Source organism: Citrobacter sp. Cpo142 (assembly GCF_030332425.1).
In the GTDB taxonomy this organism is placed as follows: domain Bacteria; phylum Pseudomonadota; class Gammaproteobacteria; order Enterobacterales; family Enterobacteriaceae; genus Citrobacter; species Citrobacter portucalensis.
In genome coordinates, this window is the sequence record NZ_JAOWHW010000018.1 from 45,025 (window position 1) to 69,751 (window position 24,727).

The window sequence follows — 24,727 nt, forward strand, 5'->3', positions numbered from 1 at the left end:
ACCGCCTGATTTTTCCGGAGAGCACCCTATGAGCATGGTGGCAAAACCCAGAGTAGAACCGGCAGAAAACGACACCACCGATATTGATGACGGTGAAGAGAAAGTCACTGCCGGAACATTCTGGCCTGACATTGTGCTTCGGGAGCTGCGCCTTGCCAGCCGCATTCCGGGCAGGACAACCACTTCACGGCTGATGTATGTCACCACCGAAGCCGTCGCGCATGTTACTGATGAGCTTCAGGAATGGCAGCAGCAACAACTGGCTGAAGGTTACAGCACGCTGGCGGATGCCCCGACCATTAAACCAAATGGGGAACCTGAAATACCGCCGCGAAAAATCAACGACGAGAGCATCAATATGCACCGCTACCGCCGTGCGGTCTATGCCGCCACGCGCGCACTTATCCTTGAGAGCGCCCGCGACGTGGACACGACCAACAAGAGCGACCGGAAAGCCGATGCGCTGGACACGCAGGCGGAAGACCTCTGGCGCGACGTACGCTGGGCTATTGCCGATATTCGCGGTGCTCAGCGTATCTGGGCGGAGCTTTGCTGATGAAAGTGAAGGCACTACAGGGCGATACCGTGGATTTACTGTGCTGGCGTCATTACGGCACCACGCAGGGGATGACGGAGAAAGTGATCGCAGCCAATCCTGGGCTGAGTGGGCAGTTATTCCTTAATCCTGGTCAGGAGGTGGAACTCCCGGATCAGGGGCAAAAGAAACAACGGGAGATGGTACAGCTATGGGGCTGAATATATTCCAGCGGATACATGACCACATCACTTTTTTTATGTCAGTGGTGGTCACCGGTATCGGCGTAATGACCATCAGCGAAAAGATCGCGATGGCGGGGCTGCTGTTAGGGGCGCTTTCGCTGGCCCGCGCCTGGCTGCACCGTGGCAGGATGGAACGGGCGCAAAAGCGCCGTAACGATCTGATTGCACAGATCCTCAGTCAGTCTGAAGCCAGGAGCCTGCACGAAGCGGAACGCCGGGCGCTTAATCTGTTACAGCATGACGGGCATGACGATGAATCTGCCCGTTAAGCGCTACGCCGTCGCCGTCATTGTTGCGCTGGGGATCTCGCTGGCTCCGGAAGCCCTGCGTACATCCGAAGAAGCGCAGGTAAAAATTGCCACATGGGAAGACTGTCGCGCCACCCCATACCGTGACATTGCGGGAGTGGCAACGGTCGGCTGTGGATCCACTGGCAATGTGCAGAACCGACTGTACAGCGAAAGCGAAGTGGCGAAGCGCTGGGTTAATGACCTGCGTCATGCAGAAAACTGCATTAACCAAAATTTTAACGGTGCGGACATGCCACAGTCTGTGTTTGAGTCCATGACGGACGCGGCCTATAACCTGGGCTGTTCTGGCCTGATGTTGTTCAAAGACAGAAATGGAACACGCCAGCGCACCACCATCTGGCAACTGGCACAGGAGCACCAGTGGGCTCCTGTGTGCGACCGGCTGACCGATTTTGTTAACAGCAGCGGGAAGCGTGTGCAGGGATTACTCAACCGCCGCACCGATTTTAAGGCCTGGTGCCTGCGTGATGTTGAGGCACAGCGATGAATCAGACAATCACACTTTGCCTGCTGCTGGCGCTGGTTACGGGCGGCCTGCTCTGGCAGACAAACCAGCGCGGGAAAGATTCGGTTCGTAATGATGCGCTTTCCCGTGAGCTGAAAAGTACCGGCGAAATCATGGGTGAACTGCGGGCAATAAAAGCAGACGTCACTGCTTTACTGGCACAACGGCAGGCAGATGAACAGCAACGAAATGCACAAGGGGAAATCAGACGTGAGCAGATGCGCGAAGCAACGAAAAACGATACGTGCGCTAACACTGTTGTACCTGTTGCTGTCAGTAACAGCCTGCAAAAGCGCACCGCCAGTACCACGGGTAACGATAGTGCACGAGCCGGTGCCGGAAAGCCTGACAGCCGCGACGCCGCAGCCGGAACTGGCAAGCCCCGTCACCTGGGGCGGAATAGCCAACTGGAGTGATCGCCTGCGCGATGCGCTGGATAGCTGCAATGCCGATAAGGCTGCGATTAGTGAACTCGATATTCGCCGCCTTAAACGACTGAATGAGAACACGGGAGCCGGACAGTGACGTTATTCGATTTTATTGCTGAGCATCCATTCTGGACGCTTATTTATCTGCTGATCATTGCGGGCGTGATTGAGCGCTTCGCACGTTAAAAAGGTGCCACCATGCTGAAAATTAACTCACTGCGTGAAGCGATGGTCAACGCCAGCCGCTGGTGTAAAGCCAACCCGGAGAAGTTCACGGTATTTGTGGAAAGCGGCGGCATTGAGACAACCGGCGAAACACCTTCTTTTGCCTACCGCTATAACCTGGTGTTTTTCGCCATGGATTTTCCCGGCGATATCGACGATTTCACCTTACCGTTGATGGCCTGGCTCTGGCACAACCAGCCAGACCTGCTGCTTAACCCTGAGAATAACAAAGATGTTAAGTTTTCAGTCGCCATCAATGACGACGACAGCGCCGATATTCTTTATGAAATCCCGGTCAGGGAGCGCGTGAAAGTCAGCCGCGATGAAGACGGAACCGTCCACGCAGAACACCTGCCAGAACCAAAACCCCGTATTCCCTCAGCTGGCGGAGACTGGCAGGCCGTGTTTGAAGACGTGACCTGGGAGACTGCCGTATGAGTGACGATCGCTTTCGTGAACTGGATAAAGTATTCAGCGATATCCTCGCAGGTATCTCTGCGTCCGGGCGGACTCGCTCGGCACGCCTCATCGGGCAACAAGTTCGCCGCAGCCAGCAGCAGCGTATTCGGGCGCAAAAAGGCCCGGATGGAGCTGCTTACCCACAACGCAAGCGCCGGATCATTCGTTCCCAGCAGGGCATTAAATTTGTCTGGAATAACGAAGTCAGGACGCTGAAAAACTGGCACGGCGGGCGGGGGAAATACGGACGCACTATCACCGGCTTTGACACCGAACGTAATGACATTCGCACGTTTTACCGCAGCGATATTGATCGTTATCTGGAGATTAACACGCGCTCGCTGCGCCGCGACACGGCACGTAAAGCGCCGATGTTTGAGCGTCTGCGCACACTGCGGTTTATGAAGATGCACCCTGATGCGCAGGGCGTGACCGTGGGTTATGACGGTGTGGCTGCGCGTATTGCCCGCGTGCACCAGTACGGACAGCGCGATCAGGTCGGGCCGGGTGTTGTGACTAAATACCCTGTTCGTGAACTGCTGGGCCTGTCTGCGGTGGATGAACGTCTGATTTACAACGCCACCATTAACAGCCTGGGAAGTGCCGCACGATGAACGCCGAACTGATACGCCTGCTGGAAAACATCATTCGCACCGGCGTAATTTTTGCCGTTGATGAAAAAAAATGGCGTGTCCGCGTGCGTAGCGGAAATCTGGAAACAGGATGGCTGCGCTGGAACACCCCACGGGCGGGAGAATTCAACATCTGGATCCCGCCTTCCGTTGGGGAGCAGGTCTCCATTGCCTGTATCGGCGGCAACCCGGAGACCGCCATTATTCTGGGAAGCCTGTACAGCAATGACTACCCGGCACCGGGCAACAGCCTGAAAGAAATCGTGATAAAGGCACCTGACGGTGCAGTTATACGCTACGACGCCGACACCAGTGCGCTGGAAGCCACCGGCATGAAAACCGCGAAACTTGAGGCAACTGTTAGCGTCACGCTGGATACCCCTGTTGTGGAGTGCACTAAACATCTGAAAACCGCCACGTTTGAAGTTACGAAAGGCGGCAAGATGCGCGGTGATGTTAAGCACAGCGACGGGAAAATGACCTCTAACGGTGTGCAGGTCGACGACCACGGTCACGGTGGCGTGCAAAGAGGCGGTAGCTGGACGGAGGGCACAAAATGACGGCGACTTACACGGGGATGAACCCCAACGGCATCGGCACCCTTAATGATGCCGATCAGTTGTGGAATTCAGTGAAAGACATACTGACCACGCCACTTGCCAGCCGGGTGATGCGAAGAGATTACGGCAGTCTGGTGCCTGACCTGATTGATGAGCCGCAGAATGATGCCACCCGCCTTCAGTGCATGAGCGCCGCCGTTATCGCGCTGGCACGCTGGGAAACCCGAATTGCGCTCAACACCATTGATATCCGCTGGTCAAAGGATAGGCGGGCAGTGGCAGAACTCACCGGCATTATCACCAGGAGTATGCAACCGGCCACCGTCACGATGACGCTACGGGAGAGCAGCCATGGCGACCGTTGACTTATCGCAACTACCAAAGCCGCAGATCATTAAAGTGCTGGACTTCGAAGAGATCCTTGTTGAGGTCAAAGCGGGCATGATTGCAGCATTTCCTTCGGAGCAACAGGCCGCTGTTGCCGCTGCGCTTGAGCTGGAATCTGAACCCCTGAACGCCATTGCCCAGGTATTCGCCTACCGGGAAATGATGCTGATGCAGCGCGTAAATGACGGGGCGGCGGCGTGCATGCTGAGTCATTCCACCTTCAGCGACCTGGATAATCTGGGGGCCAACAATAACACCCAGCGCCTGGTCACGCAGGAAGCCACGGATACCACTGAAGCCGTCTATGAAAGCGACGCTGCATTCCGGCTGCGCATTCAGAGTGCGTTCGAAGGGCTGAGCGTCGCGGGACCAACCGGCGCATATGAGTATTTTGCCAAAAGTGCCAGCGGTAAGGTGGCTGATGCCAAAGCAACCAGCCCGTCACCTGCAGTGGTCGTGGTCTCTGTGCTTTCCACGGAGGGGGACGGAACGCCAGATCAGGCGTTACTGGCAACCGTTAATAAAGCGCTGTCTGCTGACGACAAAAGGCCGGTCGCCGATCGTCTGACGGTTCAGGCGGCGGAAATCGTGAATTATCACATCAACGCCGTCCTGTATCTCTATCCGGGGCCGGAGTCTGAACCCATCCGCACCGCCGCAGAGGATGCGTTACGTGCGTGGATAAGTCAGCAGGGCAAGATAGGTCGTGACGTTGCCCGCTCCGCCATTATGGCGGCGCTGCATGTGCAGGGTGTTCAGCGCGTGGAGTTACCGGAGCCTGTCAGCGATATCGTTATTGATGATACGCAGGCTGCGCGGTGCGAGTCATTCACTATCACGGTAGGGGGAACAGATGAGTAACAGCCTGCTCCCGCCTTCCGCCAGCCGCTTCATGCGGGATGTTGAGAAAGTCACCACACGGCTTGACCGTATTCCGGTTGACCTTCGCAAACTGTGGAACCCGGACGAATGCCCCGTTGATCTGCTTCCTTATCTTGCCTGGGCGCTGTCAGTTGACCGCTGGGACAAAGGCTGGTCAGAGCAGACAAAACGGCAGGTGATTAAAGCCGCCTGGCTCGTTCACCGCCACAAAGGCACGATTTCGGCGCTGAGACGCGTCGTTGAGCCTTTTGGATTTTTACTGCGGGTGATCGAGTGGTGGCAGAGCAACGAAGAGCCGGGCACCTTCAGGCTTGAAATCGGCATTCAGGAACAGGGGATCACAGAGGAAACCTACCGCGAACTTGAGCGCCTGATTGATGACGCAAAACCAAGAAGCCGCCACCTGACAGGTCTCACCCTGTCATTGCAGACACCGGGCATCATCACAGCAGGTGCTGGCTGCTACACGGGAGATACGCTAACCGTTTATCCCTATTTTCCAGAAACCATATCCGTGAGCGGTGGCGACTACACCGGCGCGGCAGTCCATTTGATTGATACCGTGGAGGTAGCATTTGACGACTAAATATCTTGCCCTGTTAACCAATATCGGGGCCGCAAAACTGGCAAAAGCTACGGCTTTGGGTACGAAGGTTGAGATCACCCAGATGGCCGTAGGCGATGGCAATGGCGTACTGCCTACTCCTGAACCGGCCCAGACCACGCTGATACATGAAATTCGTCGCGCACCGCTGAATATGCTGACCGTCGACCCGGCAAATGCCAGTCAGATAATTGCGGAGCAGGTCATACCGGAAGACGTGGGCGGGTGGTGGATCCGTGAAATCGGTCTGTTTGATAAAGACGGCGATATGATTGCGGTTGCCAACTGTGCGGAGACCTACAAACCGCAGTTGCAGGAAGGCAGCGGACGCGTTCAGGCCATCCGTGTGATCCTGATCGTCAGCAGTACCGAAGCGGTAACACTGAAGATTGATCCGGCTGTCGTACTGGCAACGCGCCAGTATGTTGATAATAAAATTATTGAGGTGAAGAGTTACGCTGACGGACTCATGCGCACCCACGAACAGTCGCGCAACCATCCCGATGCAACCACTACTGCTAAAGGTTTTACGCAGCTTAACAGCAGCGTGACGGATGACAGCGAGACACAAGCAGCAACCCCGAAAGCCGTAAAAATTGCGATGGATAACGCGAATGCACGGCTGGCTAAAGAACGCAATCTCGCCGATTTACCTAATCCGGCACTGGCCCGCCAGAATCTGCAACTGGGTAACAGTTCGACGAAAAACACCGGTACAACTGCCGATACCGTTGCGGCGGGTGATGATGCACGTATCACCGGCGCGATGCAGAAAAGCCAAAACGGCGCGGATATTCCAGATGTGGCGAAGTTTCTCCAAAACCTTGGTATGGGAGATGTGATTCATGGCGACTGGTGCAGTGTCGCTGGATTCTTAGTTGGGGATATCACAAAACCCTATATACGTCACTCTGGCCAGAAGAAAGACGCCCCGTTACAACTTCATGATGCAGTACTGGATGACCTTTCTGGTAAGAGTAAATCCGAGCTTCGTGCTTACCTGGAGCTTAAATCAGCAGCCCAGCGTGATATTGGGATTGGCATAAACCAGATCCCCGACATGAACTCTTTTCCAACAGAATTAAATCATTCGGGATATCAGAAGCTACCCGGAGGACTAATCATACAATGGGGACGAGAGACCATCCCCGCAGGTGGGATATTTGTGAATTTTCCCATTCCTTTTCCAAACATCGTTTTTTCGATTGCTTTGGGCTCAGCTGGCGACAATAGCATTATTATCACTGCTAACGGTTATCAGAATAATGGTTTTAGCTTCTCTGCGAACAAACCAACTCTGGTGCCGCAAACATATATTGCTGTGGGTTATTGATATGAGAAAATATAATTATGATGCAGTAACAAATTCATTTTACCCATACAGTCTAAAATCAGAATATGAGGCAGTCGGGATGTGGCCGGAGACGGGGGTTGATGTAGATGAATCAATTTTTAAAGAGTTTACATCCTCATCACCAGGAAAAAAGCGAGTCGCTGGTGACGACGGTCTGCCAGCCTGGGTTGATATTCCAGCACCGACACATGATGAACTAGTCGAACAGGCAGAAGCAAAACGTCAATCGTTGCTCGATGAAGCGAACAAAATCACTGCAGACTGGAGAACAGAGCTGACACTAGGCATCATCAGCGACGATGATAAAGCGAAACTTACGGAATGGATGAAGTACATCAAGGCAGTGAAAGCCGTTGATACGTCAACGGCTCCTGATGTTATTTGGCCTGAGAAACCGGCTGCTTAGGCCATTCGATATCTGGTGCACCGGATGTATCAACTGCTTCCAGTGCATCCAGATAATCCAACCACAAGTTATAGTGTGCCAGTTCATTGCCCTTCAGCCTGCCGATCGCCGCTTTGCCGGGCCACTGCTTACTGTTTATGTAGTCATTGGCCTGAGCGATAAGCACCTGCCTAACTTTTTCCGCTTCGGCGATAAATTCCTCTTTGCTCTTCGATGGCGCATCAATCCAGCAGGGCATTCCGTTAGCATCGGAACTTCTTATTTTCCCTTCTGGCGGTATTCCTGAATATTCAAAATATATTTCGTCACTTACCCCGACAGGATCGGCAGGCCATGACGACGCCTTTTCATAATCAGCCCGCAACGCAACAGGATAAAATAGATTACTGGTCGGGCTATAAACGTAATTAAATGTTTTATCCATAACTTTATCTCCCATATGCGATAAATCCATAATCAGCAATTGCCTGTGTCATTGATGAGTTATAAAGCGTGATCTGGTTTTTTCCGGTCCATTTAACCCCCACTACAGCACCAAAACCGGTAGCCAGTGCGCCGGTATAAGGTACGACGGCAAGAATGCCGGAAGGGAACGGGAAAGGAAGTTCAATCACTTTTGCTTCACCCGCGCCCATCCCACCAGTATTCCCTCCAACCCATTGCCGGATTAGACCGGAAGGCTCTTTGGCATAGCCACTGAGAGCTAACTGAGCCTCAAACGCTGACATATCCGGGATCTGGTTTGCGCCAGTGCCCACGTTCCGTTTCGCCGCTTCTCCCAATTGAACGTTTTCAGGAACACACCACCACTTCTGACTATGCTGGCCATTTTCTGCAGTACAGCCAGAAATGACGTTGCTCGATACAATGCGGGCCGCTAATGCGTTTACAGGTGGAGTGATTTTCTATGCTGATTGGATATGTACGGGTATCAACAAATGACCAGAACACTATGCTGCAAATAAATGCGCTGGAAAGCGCAGGATGCGAGCAAATTTTTGAAGATAAAATAAGCGGTACTAAAGCGGAAAGGCCGGGATTAAAGAGGTTGCTAAAGACGCTTCAGGAAGGTGACACGCTGGTAGTCTGGAAGCTGGACAGGCAGGGAAGGAGCATGCGCCATCTTGTCATTCTGATCGAGGAATTGCGCCAGCGTGGTGTTAATTTTCGTAGCCTGACAGACAGTATTGATACCTCTACCCCTATGGGGCGTTTTTTCTTTCACGTCATGGGCGCACTGGCCGAAATGGAAAGAGAATTGATTGTAGAACGGACGCGCGCCGGGTTAGCGGCAGCACGAGAACAGGGGCGCATTGGTGGTCGCCGACCAAAACTGACACCAGAAGAATGGGCGCAGGCCGGTCGATTGCTCGCTGCTGGAGAGCCACGGCAGCGCGTGGCTATGATATTTGATGTGGGTATTTCTACTCTGTATAAGCGGTTTCCTGCGTCAGGAGGTCAGTAAAATGCACCTCCTGATTTGACTATACTCTATACTGCGCAGCGCTACACCAACCCGGACAGCGTGCTGCTTATCGAGTTATACGCAGTGTTGGCACCATCCTTCAGCCCGGTCAACAGATCACCGACAGAGGAAGACTGAAGCCGTTCGCGAAGGTCTTCATCACAACGCTGAAAACTGATTGAGAACTCTATTTTTTTCGCCTTACCGTAACGGTCAAGTTCCGATCGGGTGGTTTGCAAGCCGGTGATAACATACATCCCGTAAATCTGCCCCGTGCCATCAATCAAAGGCCAGGGGCGTCCGGTATAGGCCTGCGTGGTCAACACCGTCAGTGAGACCTCACCGCCAGTAATTTCCGGGTAGAGCACGCCGGAAAGCGTGATCTGATCTTCACCTGCCCCAATGTACTGCCAGCTTGCCGAACGGTTTATTCGCTCGTTTTTGACGTGCCGCCAGGATTTATTTTGCTGTAGCTGCTGATGGGGGAGCGTCTTCAGCTCAAACACAAACATACCGTAAACCATCATCATAACGTCACCTGTTTACCTAATCTGTATCCCGGAAACTGCCGCGACCTGCGCGGGTCAGCCGGTCTAATTCTGCCTTAACCATTTCCCCCACAGTCTTCGCCAGTTCGCGGGGATTCTGCGTCACCACGTTGTGCAGATGTACGTGAATTTCACCGTTAAACCCACCTGCAGCACTGTCATTTCTGGCGCTGTCGCCTGGGCGTCTGACCGGGGGTAACATGGCCTGCACAACAGGTGCCGCTGCCGCTGCAACAACCGGGGCAAGCGGCGGAGCGATAGCGGCAGAGGTTCGCGCAAGTTTTGACTCCTGCCACTCACCACGTACTGCCAGGGCACGGGGCAGGTTTTTGAAGACGATATCACCGGGGCCAATCCGTTTTTTTGTCTCCTGAAGCATGCCGCCCGTGTTATCGGATATTTTCTTTAGTTGCCCATAAGTGCCGTTATTACCACCAAGCGGATTATTTCCGGCTGGCGGCGTAACCGTAACAGTTTCAACTTTTTTGGGTGCTACTTTCGCAATGTCGCCCTGCAGGAGTGCGACCTTATCCTGTAATAATGCTGTACGCTGCGCATCCTCGATCTTCTTTCTGGCTTTTTCAGCCTCATCAGGTAAGACGCCTAGTTTTTCCAGTATCCAGGACAGTGTATCCAGAAGCATTTTAGCCGGGGTCAGAACCAGTTGCAGCGCGCCGCCAAGCACGTTACCGAAGATCTCCCCTGCGCTGCTGCACTTCTCCAGCGTCTCTTTGCTGGCATCCATAGGGGTAAGGAGTTCCGTAAACCAGACCCACACCTGACTGATACCATTGCTAATCGCATCAAACAGCGGGCTGAACTGAGCAAATGACTCCCGCAGCGGCGCCAGCCTTTCCATAATTCCGCTAAACACACCGGCAAAAAATGCTTTGATGGGCTCCCAGTATTTCCAGATAAGCAGGCCAGCCGCGACAAATGCCACACCGACAAGACCCACCGGACTCAGTAACAGTGACAGCGCGCCGCCAAGACCTGAAACAGCCCCCGTTATAGCGCCAAACATGCTGGGGATTACACTAAAACCGGAAGCCAGAGCAGGCAGTTTGGTCAGCACTGCAAACCCAAGCTTCAGTTTTGCTATCGGTCCAAGCAATAGCCCAATCGCAAGTGAAAGTCCGCCAACCGCAACCGTTAAAGCCAGCACAACACCACTGACAATAACCAGTGTTTTGGTCAGTGACGGGTTGGCCTGAACCCACTCACGAAGCTGGTTAATCCATTCCGTAGCGGTCTGCGTCAATACCCGCAGATCACCGGACAGACTACTGAAGATGTCCGTCCGTAACCCGGACAGCGCACCTGTCAGCCTGGCAATGTCGCCGGGAAGGTTATCTCTCAGCGTATTTCCCATCCGGTCAGCCGTGCCCTGCACGTCACCAATCTGGTCAGACATTCCCGCCAGTGCCGAAAGAAACGCGGGGATCTGATCGACAGACAGGTCTTCAATGGGGGTGCCAAACAACGCAATAGCACTGTTAGCGCGTTCCGCAGGGTCACTTATGGCTAACAGGCCACGGGCAGTTTTTTGCATGGCATCGCGTGCCTGAGCGCCACCCGTCGCGATAGCGGAGGACATGGTAGCGGCACTCAGGCCGATACTCTCATAGGCGCTGACGCTACCCTTTGACATGTCAGAACCACGAATGCTGAACTCCTTGATCGCATCTCCGGTTTTGTCCAGCGCAAATTTACCCTGCTTTGCCATATCAACAAGCAGAGACATGGCTTCATTGCCACTAAACCCCATGTTGCGAAAATGCGTGGAATATTCATGCAGTATTTCCGGCAGCTCGCCGCGCATTTGTGCAGACATGCGCTGCATACCGGCCGCCATCAAATCGATCGCTTCATCACTGCTCCCGGCGAGTCCGTTTTTCATCATGATAGCGGCGGTCTGAATGTGTTCTGACAGGTCGCCACCCAGCGCCTTTTGCATATCCAGCGCTTTGCGTGATATCCGGCTGAGTTCGCTGTCGCCAACATCACCCAGCGCCCCCAGCCCGCTGCGTACCACCGACAGCGCCTCCGCAGCCTGATCCAGATTACTGCTAATGCCGCTGCTGTTGAGATCCTGGATGATGCGGGTGTACCGCTCCCCGGATGCGGCACCCTCTCCGGTCTGAGCGGCAATTACCGAGCCATGTCCCTCAGCCTCAATCTGTGGGGCGATCATGCGTGATCCGGCATACAGGCCTACTGACCCCGCAGCAACAGCAGCAGCGCCAACGTTGCGCAGCTTTTCCGCTGCCTTTTGGGATTGTTCATAGCGTGCACGTGCTTGTGTCACCCGCGCCAGCATCTGCCGCTCGCGCTCCAGCGTCTGGTTGTACTGTTCGGTACGCCGTATGGCGCTCTGAATGGTTCGATCACTGCCGGAAAGCGTAATGCCATGCCGGACCATCACTGCCGTCGCTTCGCGCAGCTTCTCTTTCTCGCGGGCGCGTACTTCATTCAGGCGATCAAGTTTTGCCGCAAGTTGCGCCATATGCTCGCGCTGCTTGTCCGTCATCACATTCCCGGCCTGCTGTGCCTGCCTGAGTCCGTTCAGTTCCCGCTGGGCCGTTTGTATTTTTTCGGTGGTTTTAGTGAAGTTTTCGCGCAGGCGGGCAAACGCTTTTGACTGCGTACCCAGTGATTTAATGTCGGTCTGCGTTTTTTTGAGGGAATCAGAGAGACCGCCCACACTCTGGCGGGCAGTCTCAACAGGTCGGGTAAGTTTATCGATCGCGCTGAAAGCGATACGGATATCAAGTGTCTTCATCTTCACGGGCTCCGCTACGTCGCGCGGCCCGTTCGCGCCAGGTGATAACCTCACCCGGATCCATCATGTAGATATCGGCGCGCGACCAGTTAAAAACAACGGCAATATCAGCGACCAGCTCTTCAATCTGGTCGAATTTCACCACCGTTACAGTGCTTCCGTCTCCGGCTCGCTCTGTGCTCCAGAGCCCGTAGGAACCAAAAAAGGCACGATCGCCTGAGAGAGCGCGATAAAATCAGCGGTGGCCATCGTTTTAATTTCGTTTTCTTTAAGACGTGGCGAAGTCACTCGCGTGAACAGCGTAACCAGTGTGTCTGTTTTCATGTTGAGCACATCCGAGAGCGACAGGCCACGCAGCGAGCCGGACTGTTTAATTGCCTCGCCAATCTCCACGTAAGTGATCGTCTCTTCGCTGCGTACAATCGGCTGGGCCAGCGTTACGCCCCCTTCAGCCGTTACTGATGCTGTATCATTTTTTTTCATCGTTGAATCTCCGGGCAGCACAAAAATGTGCCACCGTCAGGGTTGATTATCAGCCCATTCCCAGGGCGGACGTGATGCGGTCAGGGTAGATATTCTTGCCGTCTTTCTTGTAGATAAAGTTCAGCAGGTCAATCTCAATAATCGGCTTATCGTCGATGGAGAATTTGTAATACGTCGATTTGAACGTGTATTTCTCGACGGTGTTTTCCCCCTGCTTGCTGTCGCCGCCGTCAAGTTCGGTAAAGCGTCCGCGAAGCTCCACTTCAACAAGCTGGCTGTCGCCATCGGTGTAGTATTCACCGGCGAAACGCAGGCGGGTGCCGTCGATATCCGCGCCATATTCCAGAAAAAGCGCTTTGATCACACCGCCAAATTCGATGGAGGAATCCAGCGCCCCGGCATCCAGTCCGAGATCCACACCAACGGATCCAATCATGCCGCCACCCTGGTAGTCTTCCAGCTTGCGGCTGAGTTTCGGGCGGGTAAACGAGGTGACTTTCCCGATCTGGTTATCGCCATTAACAAAGCAGGTAAACAGGCGGAGTTTATGAGGAACAGCCATTTACGCACCTCCCAGAGAAGCGAATGCAGGGCCGAAGAATTCATCCGTGAAGGTCTGATGTAACGTCAGATCTTCCAGCGGCGGCACTGGGGTATATTTGTAGCGGATACGCACCCGCCCCTGACGAAGGTCAGTGGTGCTGTTGTCCACCACGTCATACCAGCATTCAGCACCGATAAGACGCCCGGACGTGACCAGCTTGTCCAGCTTCGCACGAATACCGCTGATAACGTCTTTCACGTTCGCCGGGGTCAGCGGTTCGTCAATATCTTCAAACTGCGCTTCCGCAATGCTGTCCGCCAGAACCTGCGCGGTGCGGGTGTAGACTTCAAAGATATAGTCTTTGGTATCCGTCGCGCGGTTGCCCCAGAAACGGAAACCATTACGCTTAATCAGCGTGGTGATTTCTTTGTTGTTCAGCGCGTTGGCGTCGCTGTCTTCAGCCTGAAGCGACCAGAACACCTGTTTTGAAATCCCAAGCACGTTTTTTACCGGGACGTTTGACAGCGACTTGTGCCAGCCCTGAGTGTGATCGATTTGGGCACGCAGGCCGCAGGCATACGCCGGAGCCGGGAACACTTCGTTTTTGCCGGACACCGGGTTATAGGCGATGAAGTCAGGCCAGATAAGCATCAGTTCACGGTACGCGAAGGTAGCGCGGTAGGCGATAGCATCCGCCATCGTTTCACAGCCGTTGCACCCGGCATACACAAAGGCACGCAGCTTCTCTGCAATCACACACAGTGAGGACGTCACTTCCTCTGTGTCGAGATCGGGCGCTGACAAAATACGCGGACGATATCCTATACGCTCATCCTGTTCCGCTACCAGAAAGGCATACATCCCGGTATAAGTGCCATCGGGTTCCGTGCCGCCGATTACCAGCTGCGACTGCGTTTTTTTACCTTCACCGGCTTCCGCTTCTGCGACACGCACGACGATGACTTTTGTGCTGACCTGGTCAGCAACTGCCTTCAGGCTCTTGTACAGAGTACCGGTCTTACCCGTCAGGCCCAGCACGTCGCTGACCCGATGAATAAGAACGGGTTTATTCAGGGGGAAGGTGTCAGCGTCAGCATCATCCGCCATAGCAACAATCCCGATAACACTGGAATCAATGTCATCAATGGCTGTTACCAGGTCGGTATTTTCTCTGACGCGGGCACCGTGGAAACGCGTTTCGCTCATGTTTTCCACCATTATGTTGTTTGAGTTCGCAGCAATAATCCCCTATGCACCAGGCCACTTCACGCATTAAGGATTCTGAGCGTCAGCCCACAACAAAAATGGGTTATCGCTTCCCGCGCGCGCGTGAAATCATGCAGAACAACGGAGGCGCTATGACACTGACCGACACACTCAATCTGAAAATCAACAGTTGGCTGGACAACCTGGACGATGCGATAAAGATCCCCGATTACAGCATCACCGCAGGGGGCGAAATACTGTCTGACCTGAATGACCGGATCATGTCGGTATCGATGACCGATAACCGGGGGTTTGAGGCCGACCAGATAACCATCAGCGTGGATGATGCGGACGGCATGGTTAAGCTGCCGCCGCGCGGCACGCAACTGGCTTTATCGATGGGCTGGAAGGGTGAGCCGCTGATATACAAGGGGCTTTATACCGTGGATGAAATATCCCACGAAGGCCCGCCCGATATGCTGCAAATTACCGCCAGCAGCGCCGACTTTCGGGAGGAGTTTAACGTCAAACGCGAAGTCTCATGGCATGACGTGACGGTAGAACGCGTCGTTTCTGCAATCGCCCATCGCTATAAGCTGAAGGCGCAAATCAGTGAAATGCTGATGAATATTGAAATTGACCACGCTGACCAGACCGAAGAAAGCGACATGTCTTTTTTAACGAGGATGGCCGACGAACTGGGGGCGATTACCACCGTCAAGAATGGCTGTCTGCTGTTTATCCTGCCAGGGGGAGGCGTCACGGCTGATGGCAGGGCGTTACCCTCTTTTGCGCTAACACGCAGCAGCGGAGATAAGCACCGATTCCGTATTGCTGACAGACAGGCATACACTGGCGTGCAGGCATACTGGCTGGATCTGAGCTTCGGCAAAAAGAAAAAGGTAAACGTCCAGAGTCGCAAACCACCAAAACACAAAGAAGAGAAAAGCAGCACCCGCGAAGGTGACTACATGGAGGGAGCCAAAGGCAACGTCTACGTCCTGCGGAAAACTTACCAGAATGAAGAGGCAGCAAAGCGTGCCGCTGCGGCTAAGTGGCAGCAGCTTCAGCGGGGAGCGGCGGAGTTCTCGATCACCCTGGCGCGTGGACGCGCTGACCTCTACCCGGAAATGCACGGCACTGTGTCAGGCTTCAAAGCGGAAATAGACAACCAGGACTGGATAATTGCAAAAGCGGAGCATGTGATTGACGACAGCGGTGGATTTACCACGCAGCTGGAGCTGGAGGCCAAAATACCCGAATGGATAGCCGAAACGGAATAAGCAGAATACAATGGCCGGGAGTTCAACTCCCGTGGGGGAGCCATTATGTTCAGATGTCCAATTTGCGGCGCGTCAGCCCGTATCCGTACCAGTTCACCAATGAATAACACCAACACCGTCCGGCGTAAGTTTTATCAGTGCAACAGCCTGGAATGTGGTGTTGGATTTTCTACACTGGAAAGTGTGGAGCGCCTGACCCGGCGACAGAAAGAAAATCCGCTACCTGATAGCTTCGTTCCATATGATGCCTTTCCGTCATCACACCGGGGACGAGACCAGCTAAATTTGACACTCTAAAACAAATAACCCGCCACATAGGCGGGTTATTTGTTTTAGAGTGCAAGTGTTGGAGTTCTTACGATTATCTCCAGCCACATGACTCTTGTAATGGTTTTAGAGCTTCAGAAAGCCCTTTAAGATTGAAGGTTGTACTTACAGGATTCTCATTGTAAGGGGTTATCTGGGCAAAGAGCATCTGACCGGAACTGAGATTTTTTATAAAGTCGATTGTTTTTCCACGATAAAACACAGCTTTTGTATCCGTTGAAATTGACCATGACTTATTTACTGCTTTTTGTTTGTCTAACCGGTACAGCATCGTTGTTTCATCCAACCCCAAATACACATCCCAATCTATAAATAATTCTGTTTTTTTCTCCCGGCAAGCTATAAACAGTGTAGGTGTTGTTGTCTCACCAAATGGAGTTCTAAACGATTCATTGCCATTGAGTGAGATAATAACGTTTTTTGAATCATCAATCGGAGACGTTTTTATATCTGTCTGCCAGTTTCCAACATCCCTAACAGAATTATCATCTCGTTTTTTAACCTGTGCACCTGCAAATGTTGGAGAGAAAAACCTGTCATAACAATCCAGTCTTTTTCCATCTGACGATTCATCCTTGCATTGATCCCTACTCTCAAAGTTTTCCAGCGACTTTGTACGCGTCGGAGTTACAGCTTCGTCATAACATGCCAATCGCTTTACGTCATCAGGTTGACTTCGACACTGATTCGCTGCCACAAAATCCGTACGTGTGCCACCATCAGCGAACGCGACGGAAGACACAAGAGAGGTAATGCACGTTGCTGTGAGTAAAAGTCCTGTTTTCATATTTCTATCCTTTATTTTCATATGGTTATAAAACACTCATTTATAGTTCCTTTATCTAAAATGAGTCAACCGGTGAAATAAAAAAAGCCTCGCAGATTTTGCGAGGCTTTGCCTTTGTTTTGTAGTCACTTTTTTCGAAGTGTGGACGCTATGTGGACACTGATTTTAAAAATCCCTTTCAATCAGCAATTTAAACACTTGACCTTCCCCTAGATGGAAGGTTTAACCTTTATCACAGTCAGTTAATCCTGCAATAAAGGAGTTGGTTATGTCTCAAACAATCGATCTAACCCTGGACGGCTTGTCCTGTGGTCACTGTGTAAAACGCGTTAAAGAGAGTCTGGAGCAACGCCCGGACGTTGAGCAAGCGGATGTCACTGTGACTGAAGCGCACATCACCGGGAGCGCCAGTGCTGAAGCGCTGATTGAAACCATCAAACAAGCCGGTTACGGCGCGGAGTTAAGCCACCCAAAGGCTAAACCGCTGACGGAGTCATCAATCCCGTCGGAAGCACTGGCAGCGGTCCCTTCCGAGCTTCCGGCAGCTACGGCTGATGATGACAGCCAACAGTTGCTGTTAAACGGCATGAGCTGCGCCAGCTGTGTTATCCGCGTACAAGATGCTCTGCAAAGCGTACCGGGTGTCACACAGGCACGGGTAAACCTGGCGGAACGTACTGCGCTGGTAATGGGCAGTGCGTCCGCCGACCAATTAGTGAAAGCGGTGGAAAAAGCGGGCTACGGCGCAGAAGCCATTGAAGATGATGTTAAGCGCCGCGAGCGTCAGCAAGAAACCGCCGTGGCTACCATGAAACGTTTTCGCTGGCAGGCAGCCGTCGCGCTGCTGCTGGGTATCCCTGTCATGGTATGGGGAATGATTGGCGAAAACATGATGGTCACTGCCGACAACCGTAGCCTGTGGCTGACGATTGGTCTGGCAACGCTTGCCGTGATGGTTTTCGCGGGCGGTCATTTTTACCGCAACGCGTGGAAAAGCCTGATGAACGGCACCGCGACCATGGATACGCTGGTGGCGCTGGGTACGGGGGTGGCATGGCTTTATTCCATGAGCGTCAACCTCTGGCCGCAATGGTTCCCGATGGAAGCACGACACCTCTATTATGAAGCCAGTGCGATGATTATCGGTCTGATTAACCTCGGGCACATGCTGGAAGCGCGGGCTCGTCAGCGCTCGTCCAAAGCACTGGAAAAATTACTCGATCTGACACCGCCGACCGCGCGTGTTGTTACCGACGAAGGTGAAAAGAACGTGCCGCTGGCAGACGTTCAGGCGGGAATGTTACTGCGCCTGACCACCGGTGACCGCGTTCCGGTAGATGGCGAAATCACTCAGGGCGAAGCCTGGCTGGATGAAGCCATGCTGACCGGAGAGCCTATTCCGCAACAAAAAGGCGAAGGTGATAGCGTCCACGCCGGTACGGTCGTACAAGACGGCAGCGTGCTGTTCCGTGCCAGCGCCGTGGGCAGCCACACCACGCTGTCACGTATTATTCGTATGGTGCGCCAGGCGCAAAGCAGTAAACCGGAGATTGGCAAACTGGCTGACCGTATCTCCTCAGTGTTCGTTCCGGTCGTCGTAGTCATTGCGCTGGTAAGTGCAGCAATCTGGTATTTCTTCGGGCCGGCACCACAAATTGTTTATACGCTGGTGATTGCCACTACCGTACTGATTATTGCCTGCCCTTGTGCGCTGGGCCTGGCAACACCAATGTCGATTATTTCCGGTGTGGGTCGTGCCGCTGAGTTTGGGGTTCTGGTACGTGATGCCGATGCGCTGCAGCGCGCCAGTACGCTTGATACCGTCGTATTTGATAAAACCGGGACATTGACTGAAGGTAAACCGCAGGTTGTCGCCATCAAAACGTTTGGCAACACCGATGAAGCACTGGCAATTCGTCTGGCAGCAGCCCTTGAACAGGGCTCCAGCCACCCGCTGGCCAGAGCGATACTGGACAAAGCCGGTGATGTTACGCTGCCACAGGTCAATGGTTTCCGTACGCTGCGTGGTTTAGGCGTCAGTGGCGAAACGGAAGGTCATACGCTGCTGCTGGGTAACCAGGCGTTGCTTAATGAACAGCAGGTAGATACCACTGAAATGGAAGCTGAAATCACCGCTCAGGCATCCCAGGGGTCAACCCCGGTCCTGTTGGCGATTGATGGCAAAGCGGCGGCGCTGTTAGCGGTGCGTGATCCACTGCGTAGCGACAGCGTGGCAGCACTTCAGCGCCTGCACCGCAACGGGTATCGTCTGGTGATGCTTACCGGTGACAACCCAACCACGGCTAACGCTATTGCCAAAGAAGCCGGTATTGATGAGGTGATTGCCGGTGTTCTGCCGGATGGTAAAGCCGAGGCGATTAAACGTCTGCAAAGCCAGGGACGTCAGGTTGCCATGGTGGGTGACGGTATCAACGATGCACCTGCGCTGGCTCAGGCCGATGTCGGAATTGCCATGGGTGGCGGCAGCGATGTGGCGATTGAAACCGCCGCGATTACGCTGATGCGTCATAGCCTGATGGGCGTTGCGGATGCGCTGTCTATCTCCCGGGCAACGCTGCGTAATATGAAGCAGAATCTGGTCGGCGCGTTTATTTATAACAGCATCGGTATCCCCGTTGCCGCTGGGATCCTGTGGCCGTTCACCGGAACACTGCTGAATCCGGTCGTTGCAGGGGCGGCGATGGCGCTCTCCTCCATTACTGTGGTGAGCAACGCTAACCGACTGCTGCGCTTCAAACCGAAAGAGTAACCCTCTACCGCATGGCGCTCTCGCTTATCCGGCCTACAAAGTGCAGGTAACATTGTAGGCTGGATAAGACGATTTCGCGTCGCCATCCGGCGATTCTCGCATTGCACCTTCCAGGACCACGCGCTAGCATGAAAGTCTACTTAGGGAGGTCGTATGGATCTGTTATACCGGGTAAAAACATTTTTCACCGCGCTGCGCGGCAACCACTATACCTGGCCTGCCATCGACATTTCATTGCCCGGCAACCGCCATTTTCATCTGATTGGCAGTATTCACATGGGCAGTCGCGATATGGCACCTCTGCCTGCCAAATTACTCAAAAAACTCAACCATGCCGACGCGCTGATTGTCGAAGCAGATGTTTCTGGTGACGACGCGCCGTTTGCTAACCTTCCTGCATTTGCCGCACTCGAAGAACGTATCAGCCCGGAGCAGTTAGAAAACCTGCGTAAAGTCACCAACGAACTGGGCATTTCCCCATCCCTGTTATCTACTCAGCCGTTGTGGCAAATCGCCATGGTATTACAGGCGACACAGGCACAGCAGTTGGGGCTACGGGCGGAATACGGAATTGATTACCAATTGCTGAAAGCGGCAAAACAAGCGCATAAACCCGTCATCGAACTGGAAGGCGCATCCAGTCAAATCGAGCTGTTATGTCAGTTGCCTGATAACGGGCTGGCCTTGTTGGACGATACTCTGACGCACTGGCATACCAATGCCAGATTGTTGCAACAGATGATGGGTTGGTGGCTTAAAACACCGCCACGCAATAGCGAACTGACGCTTCCAAATACCTTTAGCCAGTCGTTGTATGACGTATTGATGCATCAACGCAACACAGCCTGGCGCGATCGGCTCAGGGCGATGCCTGCTGGTCATTACGTCGTAGCCGTTGGCGCGCTACATCTGTACGGAGAGGGAAATTTGCCGGAGATGTTACGGTAAAAAAATGGCCAATATTTCTATTGGCCCGTCAAAGAGGAATTTCATCATTATTATGATCCCAATGCTTAAAGCATCGGTGTAGTTCGATTGTCGCTCAAAGTCATCATCCTGCCAATACTATTGCGCAAGATGGTACTATTTTTTAGACAGACATCAGGCGTATGCTTGAGTCGTATTTTGTCTGGTCCAGGAAAATTGCTATGACACCCGCCGTTAAATTACTCGAAAAAAACAAAATTTCTTTCCAGATCCACACCTACGATCACGATCCGTCCGAGACGAACTTTGGTGATGAAGTGGTGCGCAAGTTAGGTCTGAATGCGGACCAGGTCTACAAAACGCTGCTGGTTGCCGTGAATGGCGATATGAAGCATCTGGCGGTTGCGGTCACGCCTGTAGCCGGTCAATTGGATCTCAAAAAGGTCGCTAAGGCTCTGGGGGCTAAAAAGGTTGATATGGCCGATCCAATGGTTGCGCAACGAACCACCGGTTATCTGGTGGGGGGGATCAGCCCATTAGGACAGAAAAAGAGATTGCCAACGCTCATTGACGCCCCTGCCCAGACGTTTGACACCATTTATGTTTCCGGCGGCAAACGCGGGCTGGATATCGAACTGGCAGCGGGCGATCTGGCGAAAATTCTGGATGCGAAATTCGCCGACATCGCCCGCCGTGATTAAGCGGTTATAGAATGAATGCCTGATGGCGCACAGCTTTAAGGCCTACAAACCGAATACTCAACAGGGCGTTATTGGTGAAGGCAGTTTGGACGCGGCCAGCGCGCAGGAACCGGAGCGTACATGTAGTACGTGAGGATTCCGAGCACTGCCCGCGTTCAAAATGGCGAACAAAATAGCCCTGTTACTGCCAGGTAACTTCGCCCTTCGGCTCATACACACTGGCATCCAGCGGTGAGTTCTTCTGCACGTACTCTTTCAGCACTTCCGCATCAATAAACCCGGTATTCACATAGCCTGGTTTGTTATCAATTCGCGGATAGCCATCGCCGCCGGTCGCATTGAAGCTCAGGGTCGCCATACGATAGGTTTTGGCTGAGTCAACGGGTTCGCCTTTGATTTTCAAATCGTTAAGCTTGCCATCTTTCGCCACAAAGCTGACATTAGCAAACTGCGGATAGGCCCCGGAGTCCGGCTTCATTTGTGCTACAGCGGTCAGATAGTCAATCACTTCTTTCCCACTCATGTCTGCATACACCACGATGTTTCCGAACGGCTGTACTTTCAGCACGCTCTTATAAGTGATATCGCCACCTTCGATGGAATCACGGATGCCGCCGCCGCTCATCACGCCAAAATCAGCGCTGGTTCGCGCCATTTGCGCAGCCAGCAGTAAATGTCCCATGTTGGTCTGCACGAAACGGACTTTGCTTCGGTCGCCTTCGAGGCGCGCATTGACGCTACCAATTTTCACGTCGAGCTGCGCTTTACCTTTATTCTGGAACGGCGTCAGCAGCGAAAGCATTTGCTGATTTTCAGCTATTTCCGGGGTGTAGAGTACGCGTTCACTTTTACCGTTGTCCCAGGTCACTTTTTTCTTCAGGTTGACGGGAATGAGCTGGTAGTTAACCATTTTCATTTCGCCGTTACGGAACTCAAAGTCCGCCCGACCCACGTATTTACCCCACTCATGCGCCTGCACAATCCAGATCCCATTTTGCTTATCTGGCGCACACGGCGTACCCGGTACGTAGTCAACCTGCTTCTTGTTCTCTGAAGCCATACACACCGGATCCTGCGAGTGACCACCGACAATCATCGCCAGCGATCCCGCCGGCAGGCTACGCGCCATTTCGACATCGCCAGGGGCGTTCGAGCCGTGGTTGCCGTTGTCATAATGTCCCATATGGGTGGTCGCGATAATGATGTCTGGCTTTTCACCCATATTCAGTTCCTGGATAACCAGTTTGGCTTCATCAGCAGGTTTACGGAACTCAATATCGGTAAAGAACTCGGGGTTGCCTATTTTCGCGGTATCGTCAGTGGTTAAACCGAGTACGGCAATTTTTAAATCCTGGCGCTTAAAGATGGCCCACGGTTTAAATAAACGCTCGCCGGTGCTTTTCTGATAGATATTGGCCGAGAGAAACGGGAATTTGGACCATTTTTCCTGCTGGCGCAGTACGGTCATAGGATTATCAAACTCGTGGTTTCCGACCGCCATCGCGTCATAGCCAATCAGGTTCATCCCACGAAAATCAGGTTCCGCATCCTGCAGATCGGACTCCGGTACGCCGGTATTAATATCGCCACCGGAAAGCAGCAGTACGCTTCCCCCTTCCTCTGCCACCTCTTTACGAATACCGTCCACCAGCGTTTTTTGTGCCGCCAGTCCGTATTCTCCGTATTCGCTGCGCCAGAAGTGACCGTGATGATCGTTGGTATGCAAAATGGTAATTTTGTAGGTTTTATCTTTTTCGTACGCTTGTGCAGGCTGACCTGCCAGCGTAAATGCGGCGAATAACGCCAGCGCCACGCCCCGTTTTAAAAACTTCATATTTCTCTCCCTGAGCCAAAATCAACGACTGAAATTACAATGATATGAAATAATAGTCGAAAATGTTTTCAGAAATGAGACTTCCTTCAAACACCTTCCGCAGGTATGTTAGTCAGGTAATAATAACAAAATAGATTACCCTCATAATCGCAACCCAAACAGAAGTGACTTTCTATGGCAATAAGTGAACCAACCCAGCCTGTGGCTGGCGCGTCAGCGTCGGTTGCTAAAGCACGCACCTCATTTGGCATTTTAGGAGCGATCAGCCTCTCCCATTTGCTAAACGATATGATTCAGTCGCTGATCCTGGCGATTTATCCGCTATTGCAGTCAGAGTTCTCGCTAACGTTCATGCAGATCGGGATGATCACCCTAACCTTCCAGCTTGCTTCTTCGCTGCTGCAACCGGTGGTGGGTTACTGGACGGACAAATACCCGATGCCGTGGTCGCTGCCCATTGGGATGTGCTTCACGCTGAGCGGACTTGTTTTGCTAGCCATGGCCGGCAGCTTCCATATGGTGCTGCTCGCCGCGGCGCTGGTTGGCACCGGCTCTTCGGTATTTCATCCGGAATCGTCCCGCGTGGCACGCATGGCCTCCGGCGGTCGTCACGGCCTGGCACAGTCAATTTTCCAGGTTGGCGGCAACTTCGGCAGCTCTCTGGGACCCTTGCTGGCAGCTGTCATCATCGCGCCATATGGTAAGGGTAATGTGGCCTGGTTTGTTCTGGCTGCGTTATTAGCGATTGTCGTCCTGGCACAAATCAGCCGTTGGTACGCTGCGCAGCATCGGATGAGTAAAGGAAAACCGAAAGTCGCCATCGTAAATCCGTTACCGCGCAATAAAGTTGTGCTGGCGGTAAGCATCCTGCTGGTGCTGATTTTCTCCAAATACTTCTATATGGCGAGCATCAGCAGCTATTACACCTTTTATCTGATGCAAAAATTCGGATTATCGGTACAAAACGCCCAGTTTCACCTGTTTGCCTTCCTGTTTGCCGTCGCGGCCGGGACGGTGATTGGCGGACCATTGGGCGATAAAATTGGCAGAAAATATGTTATTTGGGGGTCTATCCTCGGCGTTGCGCCATTTACCCTCGTTTTACCCTACGCAACGCTGGAATGGACCGGGATTTTAACCGTGATCATTGGTTTTATCCTCGCATCGGCGTTTTCTGCTATTTTGGTCTACGCACAGGAACTGCTTCCTGGGCGTATCGGCATGGTTTCTGGGCTATTTTTCGGTTTTGCCTTCGGCATGGGCGGCTTGGGAGCCGCGGTGTTAGGGCTGATAGCCGACCATACCAGCATCGATTTGGTCTACAAAATATGTGCTTTCCTGCCACTTCTGGGGATACTGACCATATTCTTACCTGATAACCGACACAAAGCCTGATTTTCTGACGGCCAAAAGTAAATTTTGGCCGTCATTACTTGCAGTAGCCATCAGCCTTTACCTCTCACATATCACCGTACTTTTCCGATCCGTGCTTTTTTGCGCGTAAAATCCCGTTTTCTTCAAAATTCAATAATTATTC

31 protein-coding genes are annotated in these 24,727 nt (G+C 53.0%); 21 read left to right on the plus strand and 10 right to left on the minus strand.

Annotation, left to right across the window (positions count from 1 at the left end; translation table 11 throughout):
* Positions 1–28: 28 nt before the first annotated feature.
* From OGY18_RS00645 to OGY18_RS00705, 14 genes are all read left to right on the plus strand, one after another.
* The gene (locus OGY18_RS00645) at positions 29–556 is read left to right on the plus strand and encodes a head completion/stabilization protein (protein WP_286551254.1); all 528 of its coding nucleotides are present in this window, start codon (positions 29–31) and stop codon (positions 554–556) included.
* A complete protein-coding gene (locus OGY18_RS00650) occupies positions 556–756 on the plus strand; it encodes a tail protein X (RefSeq protein ID WP_003835851.1) in 201 nt (66 codons plus the stop codon). The genes OGY18_RS00645 and OGY18_RS00650 overlap by 1 nt, the downstream gene beginning before the upstream one ends.
* Positions 747–1,049: a phage tail protein gene (locus OGY18_RS00655; RefSeq protein ID WP_239043449.1), complete on the plus strand. Its 303-nt coding sequence runs from the start codon at positions 747–749 to the stop codon at positions 1,047–1,049. The genes OGY18_RS00650 and OGY18_RS00655 overlap by 10 nt, the downstream gene beginning before the upstream one ends.
* Positions 1,033–1,578 (plus strand): lysozyme, encoded by a 546-nt coding sequence (locus OGY18_RS00660; RefSeq protein ID WP_286551309.1) that lies wholly within the window; start codon positions 1,033–1,035, stop codon positions 1,576–1,578. Before OGY18_RS00655 ends, OGY18_RS00660 begins: the two co-directional genes overlap by 17 nt.
* Positions 1,575–2,012 (plus strand): DUF2570 domain-containing protein, encoded by a 438-nt coding sequence (locus tag OGY18_RS00665; protein WP_286551257.1) that lies wholly within the window; start codon positions 1,575–1,577, stop codon positions 2,010–2,012. Before OGY18_RS00660 ends, OGY18_RS00665 begins: the two co-directional genes overlap by 4 nt.
* A complete protein-coding gene (gene lysC, locus OGY18_RS27440) occupies positions 1,930–2,121 on the plus strand; it encodes an Rz1-like lysis system protein LysC (RefSeq protein WP_003835860.1) in 192 nt (63 codons plus the stop codon). Before OGY18_RS00665 ends, lysC begins: the two co-directional genes overlap by 83 nt.
* Before the next feature lie 101 nt (positions 2,122–2,222).
* Positions 2,223–2,687, plus strand: coding sequence for a phage tail protein (locus OGY18_RS00670; protein WP_286551268.1), 465 nt, complete (start codon positions 2,223–2,225; stop codon positions 2,685–2,687).
* The gene (locus OGY18_RS00675; RefSeq protein WP_286551270.1) at positions 2,684–3,322 is read left to right on the plus strand and encodes a phage virion morphogenesis protein; all 639 of its coding nucleotides are present in this window, start codon (positions 2,684–2,686) and stop codon (positions 3,320–3,322) included. Before OGY18_RS00670 ends, OGY18_RS00675 begins: the two co-directional genes overlap by 4 nt.
* Entirely contained in the window at positions 3,319–3,900 is a 582-nt protein-coding gene (locus tag OGY18_RS00680; RefSeq protein ID WP_286551272.1) for a phage baseplate assembly protein V, read from the plus strand. The genes OGY18_RS00675 and OGY18_RS00680 overlap by 4 nt, the downstream gene beginning before the upstream one ends.
* Complete coding sequence (locus tag OGY18_RS00685) at positions 3,897–4,265, plus strand: GPW/gp25 family protein (protein WP_286551274.1); 369 nt, start codon at positions 3,897–3,899, stop codon at positions 4,263–4,265. Before OGY18_RS00680 ends, OGY18_RS00685 begins: the two co-directional genes overlap by 4 nt.
* Positions 4,252–5,148, plus strand: coding sequence for a baseplate assembly protein (locus OGY18_RS00690; RefSeq protein WP_286551276.1), 897 nt, complete (start codon positions 4,252–4,254; stop codon positions 5,146–5,148). The genes OGY18_RS00685 and OGY18_RS00690 overlap by 14 nt, the downstream gene beginning before the upstream one ends.
* Entirely contained in the window at positions 5,141–5,755 is a 615-nt protein-coding gene (locus tag OGY18_RS00695) for a phage tail protein I (RefSeq protein WP_286551278.1), read from the plus strand. The genes OGY18_RS00690 and OGY18_RS00695 overlap by 8 nt, the downstream gene beginning before the upstream one ends.
* On the plus strand, positions 5,745–7,106 hold the full coding sequence (locus OGY18_RS00700; protein WP_286551280.1) for a phage tail protein: 1,362 nt from the start codon (positions 5,745–5,747) through the stop codon (positions 7,104–7,106). Before OGY18_RS00695 ends, OGY18_RS00700 begins: the two co-directional genes overlap by 11 nt.
* 1 nt (position 7,107) lies before the next feature.
* Positions 7,108–7,533: a tail fiber assembly protein gene (locus OGY18_RS00705; protein WP_286551281.1), complete on the plus strand. Its 426-nt coding sequence runs from the start codon at positions 7,108–7,110 to the stop codon at positions 7,531–7,533.
* Here OGY18_RS00705 and OGY18_RS00710 read toward each other — a convergent pair.
* Both OGY18_RS00710 and OGY18_RS00715 read right to left on the minus strand, forming a co-directional pair.
* A complete protein-coding gene (locus OGY18_RS00710; protein ID WP_502873471.1) occupies positions 7,505–7,987 on the minus strand; it encodes a tail fiber assembly protein in 483 nt (160 codons plus the stop codon). The genes OGY18_RS00705 and OGY18_RS00710 overlap by 29 nt on opposite strands.
* The gene (locus tag OGY18_RS00715) at positions 7,962–8,291 is read right to left on the minus strand and encodes a gp53-like domain-containing protein (RefSeq protein WP_286551283.1); all 330 of its coding nucleotides are present in this window, start codon (positions 8,289–8,291) and stop codon (positions 7,962–7,964) included. The genes OGY18_RS00710 and OGY18_RS00715 overlap by 26 nt, the downstream gene beginning before the upstream one ends.
* Before the next feature lie 149 nt (positions 8,292–8,440).
* On the opposite strand from OGY18_RS00715, the gene OGY18_RS00720 reads away from it, so the two are divergent.
* Entirely contained in the window at positions 8,441–8,998 is a 558-nt protein-coding gene (locus OGY18_RS00720) for a recombinase family protein (protein ID WP_286551285.1), read from the plus strand.
* Between the two features lie 41 nt (positions 8,999–9,039).
* Here the strand turns inward: OGY18_RS00720 and OGY18_RS00725 are convergent, their stop codons facing one another.
* The 6 genes from OGY18_RS00725 to OGY18_RS00750 are packed head-to-tail and all read right to left on the minus strand — an operon-like array spanning position 9,040 to position 14,561.
* On the minus strand, positions 9,040–9,528 hold the full coding sequence (locus OGY18_RS00725) for a phage tail protein (protein ID WP_286551287.1): 489 nt from the start codon (positions 9,526–9,528) through the stop codon (positions 9,040–9,042).
* Positions 9,529–9,544: 16 nt separating this feature from the next.
* Positions 9,545–12,328, minus strand: a complete 2,784-nt coding sequence (locus tag OGY18_RS00730) for a phage tail tape measure protein (protein ID WP_286551289.1) — start codon at positions 12,326–12,328, stop codon at positions 9,545–9,547.
* Positions 12,315–12,470, minus strand: coding sequence for a GpE family phage tail protein (locus OGY18_RS00735; protein ID WP_032941227.1), 156 nt, complete (start codon positions 12,468–12,470; stop codon positions 12,315–12,317). Before OGY18_RS00735 ends, OGY18_RS00730 begins: the two co-directional genes overlap by 14 nt.
* Before the next feature lie 5 nt (positions 12,471–12,475).
* On the minus strand, positions 12,476–12,811 hold the full coding sequence (locus OGY18_RS00740) for a phage tail protein (RefSeq protein WP_199953278.1): 336 nt from the start codon (positions 12,809–12,811) through the stop codon (positions 12,476–12,478).
* Positions 12,812–12,860: 49 nt separating this feature from the next.
* Complete coding sequence (locus OGY18_RS00745) at positions 12,861–13,373, minus strand: phage major tail tube protein (protein WP_003835886.1); 513 nt, start codon at positions 13,371–13,373, stop codon at positions 12,861–12,863.
* Positions 13,374–14,561, minus strand: coding sequence for a phage tail sheath subtilisin-like domain-containing protein (locus OGY18_RS00750; RefSeq protein ID WP_199953279.1), 1,188 nt, complete (start codon positions 14,559–14,561; stop codon positions 13,374–13,376).
* Positions 14,562–14,605: 44 nt separating this feature from the next.
* Here OGY18_RS00750 and OGY18_RS00755 point away from each other — a divergent pair, with 44 nt between their 5' ends.
* A complete protein-coding gene (locus tag OGY18_RS00755; protein ID WP_370528813.1) occupies positions 14,606–15,844 on the plus strand; it encodes a phage late control D family protein in 1,239 nt (412 codons plus the stop codon).
* A 45-nt stretch (positions 15,845–15,889) separates the two neighbouring features.
* A complete protein-coding gene (locus OGY18_RS00760) occupies positions 15,890–16,141 on the plus strand; it encodes an Ogr/Delta-like zinc finger protein (protein WP_286551295.1) in 252 nt (83 codons plus the stop codon).
* Positions 16,142–16,205: 64 nt separating this feature from the next.
* Here the strand turns inward: OGY18_RS00760 and OGY18_RS00765 are convergent, their stop codons facing one another.
* Positions 16,206–16,958, minus strand: a complete 753-nt coding sequence (locus OGY18_RS00765; protein ID WP_199953282.1) for a type VI secretion system-associated protein TagO — start codon at positions 16,956–16,958, stop codon at positions 16,206–16,208.
* 268 nt (positions 16,959–17,226) lie between these two features.
* On the opposite strand from OGY18_RS00765, the gene copA reads away from it, so the two are divergent.
* From copA to ybaK, 3 genes are all read left to right on the plus strand, one after another.
* Positions 17,227–19,728, plus strand: a complete 2,502-nt coding sequence (gene copA / locus OGY18_RS00770; RefSeq protein ID WP_032942557.1) for a copper-exporting P-type ATPase CopA — start codon at positions 17,227–17,229, stop codon at positions 19,726–19,728.
* 153 nt (positions 19,729–19,881) lie between these two features.
* A complete protein-coding gene (locus OGY18_RS00775; protein ID WP_048226266.1) occupies positions 19,882–20,676 on the plus strand; it encodes a TraB/GumN family protein in 795 nt (264 codons plus the stop codon).
* A 200-nt stretch (positions 20,677–20,876) separates the two neighbouring features.
* Positions 20,877–21,356, plus strand: coding sequence for a Cys-tRNA(Pro)/Cys-tRNA(Cys) deacylase YbaK (gene ybaK, locus OGY18_RS00780; RefSeq protein ID WP_003831056.1), 480 nt, complete (start codon positions 20,877–20,879; stop codon positions 21,354–21,356).
* Between the two features lie 181 nt (positions 21,357–21,537).
* Here ybaK and ushA read toward each other — a convergent pair whose 3' ends face one another.
* Positions 21,538–23,190: a bifunctional UDP-sugar hydrolase/5'-nucleotidase UshA gene (gene ushA / locus OGY18_RS00785; RefSeq protein WP_286551299.1), complete on the minus strand. Its 1,653-nt coding sequence runs from the start codon at positions 23,188–23,190 to the stop codon at positions 21,538–21,540.
* 174 nt (positions 23,191–23,364) lie between these two features.
* Between ushA and fsr the strand changes: the two genes are divergently transcribed.
* Positions 23,365–24,585 (plus strand): fosmidomycin MFS transporter, encoded by a 1,221-nt coding sequence (gene fsr, locus OGY18_RS00790; protein WP_003021788.1) that lies wholly within the window; start codon positions 23,365–23,367, stop codon positions 24,583–24,585.
* Positions 24,586–24,727 lie beyond the last annotated feature (142 nt).

What these genes read in the sequence shown, in the direction of transcription:
- OGY18_RS00645 (WP_286551254.1), top strand. Translation starts at nt 29, where the DNA reads ATGAGCATGGTGGCAAAACCCAGAGTAGAACCGGCAGAAAACGACACC.
- OGY18_RS00650 (WP_003835851.1), top strand. Translation starts at nt 556, where the DNA reads ATGAAAGTGAAGGCACTACAGGGCGATACCGTGGATTTACTGTGCTGG.
- OGY18_RS00655 (WP_239043449.1), top strand. Translation starts at nt 747, where the DNA reads ATGGGGCTGAATATATTCCAGCGGATACATGACCACATCACTTTTTTT.
- OGY18_RS00660 (WP_286551309.1), top strand. Translation starts at nt 1,033, where the DNA reads ATGAATCTGCCCGTTAAGCGCTACGCCGTCGCCGTCATTGTTGCGCTG.
- OGY18_RS00665 (WP_286551257.1), top strand. Translation starts at nt 1,575, where the DNA reads ATGAATCAGACAATCACACTTTGCCTGCTGCTGGCGCTGGTTACGGGC.
- OGY18_RS00670 (WP_286551268.1), top strand. Translation starts at nt 2,223, where the DNA reads ATGCTGAAAATTAACTCACTGCGTGAAGCGATGGTCAACGCCAGCCGC.
- OGY18_RS00675 (WP_286551270.1), top strand. Translation starts at nt 2,684, where the DNA reads ATGAGTGACGATCGCTTTCGTGAACTGGATAAAGTATTCAGCGATATC.
- OGY18_RS00680 (WP_286551272.1), top strand. Translation starts at nt 3,319, where the DNA reads ATGAACGCCGAACTGATACGCCTGCTGGAAAACATCATTCGCACCGGC.
- OGY18_RS00685 (WP_286551274.1), top strand. Translation starts at nt 3,897, where the DNA reads ATGACGGCGACTTACACGGGGATGAACCCCAACGGCATCGGCACCCTT.
- OGY18_RS00690 (WP_286551276.1), top strand. Translation starts at nt 4,252, where the DNA reads ATGGCGACCGTTGACTTATCGCAACTACCAAAGCCGCAGATCATTAAA.
- OGY18_RS00695 (WP_286551278.1), top strand. Translation starts at nt 5,141, where the DNA reads ATGAGTAACAGCCTGCTCCCGCCTTCCGCCAGCCGCTTCATGCGGGAT.
- OGY18_RS00705 (WP_286551281.1), top strand. Translation starts at nt 7,108, where the DNA reads ATGAGAAAATATAATTATGATGCAGTAACAAATTCATTTTACCCATAC.
- OGY18_RS00710 (WP_502873471.1), bottom strand. Translation starts at nt 7,987, where the DNA reads ATGGATTTATCGCATATGGGAGATAAAGTTATGGATAAAACATTTAAT.
- OGY18_RS00720 (WP_286551285.1), top strand. Translation starts at nt 8,441, where the DNA reads ATGCTGATTGGATATGTACGGGTATCAACAAATGACCAGAACACTATG.
- OGY18_RS00725 (WP_286551287.1), bottom strand. Translation starts at nt 9,528, where the DNA reads ATGATGATGGTTTACGGTATGTTTGTGTTTGAGCTGAAGACGCTCCCC.
- OGY18_RS00730 (WP_286551289.1), bottom strand. Translation starts at nt 12,328, where the DNA reads ATGAAGACACTTGATATCCGTATCGCTTTCAGCGCGATCGATAAACTT.
- OGY18_RS00740 (WP_199953278.1), bottom strand. Translation starts at nt 12,811, where the DNA reads ATGAAAAAAAATGATACAGCATCAGTAACGGCTGAAGGGGGCGTAACG.
- OGY18_RS00745 (WP_003835886.1), bottom strand. Translation starts at nt 13,373, where the DNA reads ATGGCTGTTCCTCATAAACTCCGCCTGTTTACCTGCTTTGTTAATGGC.
- OGY18_RS00750 (WP_199953279.1), bottom strand. Translation starts at nt 14,561, where the DNA reads ATGAGCGAAACGCGTTTCCACGGTGCCCGCGTCAGAGAAAATACCGAC.
- OGY18_RS00755 (WP_370528813.1), top strand. Translation starts at nt 14,606, where the DNA reads ATGCACCAGGCCACTTCACGCATTAAGGATTCTGAGCGTCAGCCCACA.
- OGY18_RS00760 (WP_286551295.1), top strand. Translation starts at nt 15,890, where the DNA reads ATGTTCAGATGTCCAATTTGCGGCGCGTCAGCCCGTATCCGTACCAGT.
- OGY18_RS00765 (WP_199953282.1), bottom strand. Translation starts at nt 16,958, where the DNA reads ATGAAAACAGGACTTTTACTCACAGCAACGTGCATTACCTCTCTTGTG.
- copA (WP_032942557.1), top strand. Translation starts at nt 17,227, where the DNA reads ATGTCTCAAACAATCGATCTAACCCTGGACGGCTTGTCCTGTGGTCAC.
- OGY18_RS00775 (WP_048226266.1), top strand. Translation starts at nt 19,882, where the DNA reads ATGGATCTGTTATACCGGGTAAAAACATTTTTCACCGCGCTGCGCGGC.
- ybaK (WP_003831056.1), top strand. Translation starts at nt 20,877, where the DNA reads ATGACACCCGCCGTTAAATTACTCGAAAAAAACAAAATTTCTTTCCAG.
- ushA (WP_286551299.1), bottom strand. Translation starts at nt 23,190, where the DNA reads ATGAAGTTTTTAAAACGGGGCGTGGCGCTGGCGTTATTCGCCGCATTT.
- fsr (WP_003021788.1), top strand. Translation starts at nt 23,365, where the DNA reads ATGGCAATAAGTGAACCAACCCAGCCTGTGGCTGGCGCGTCAGCGTCG.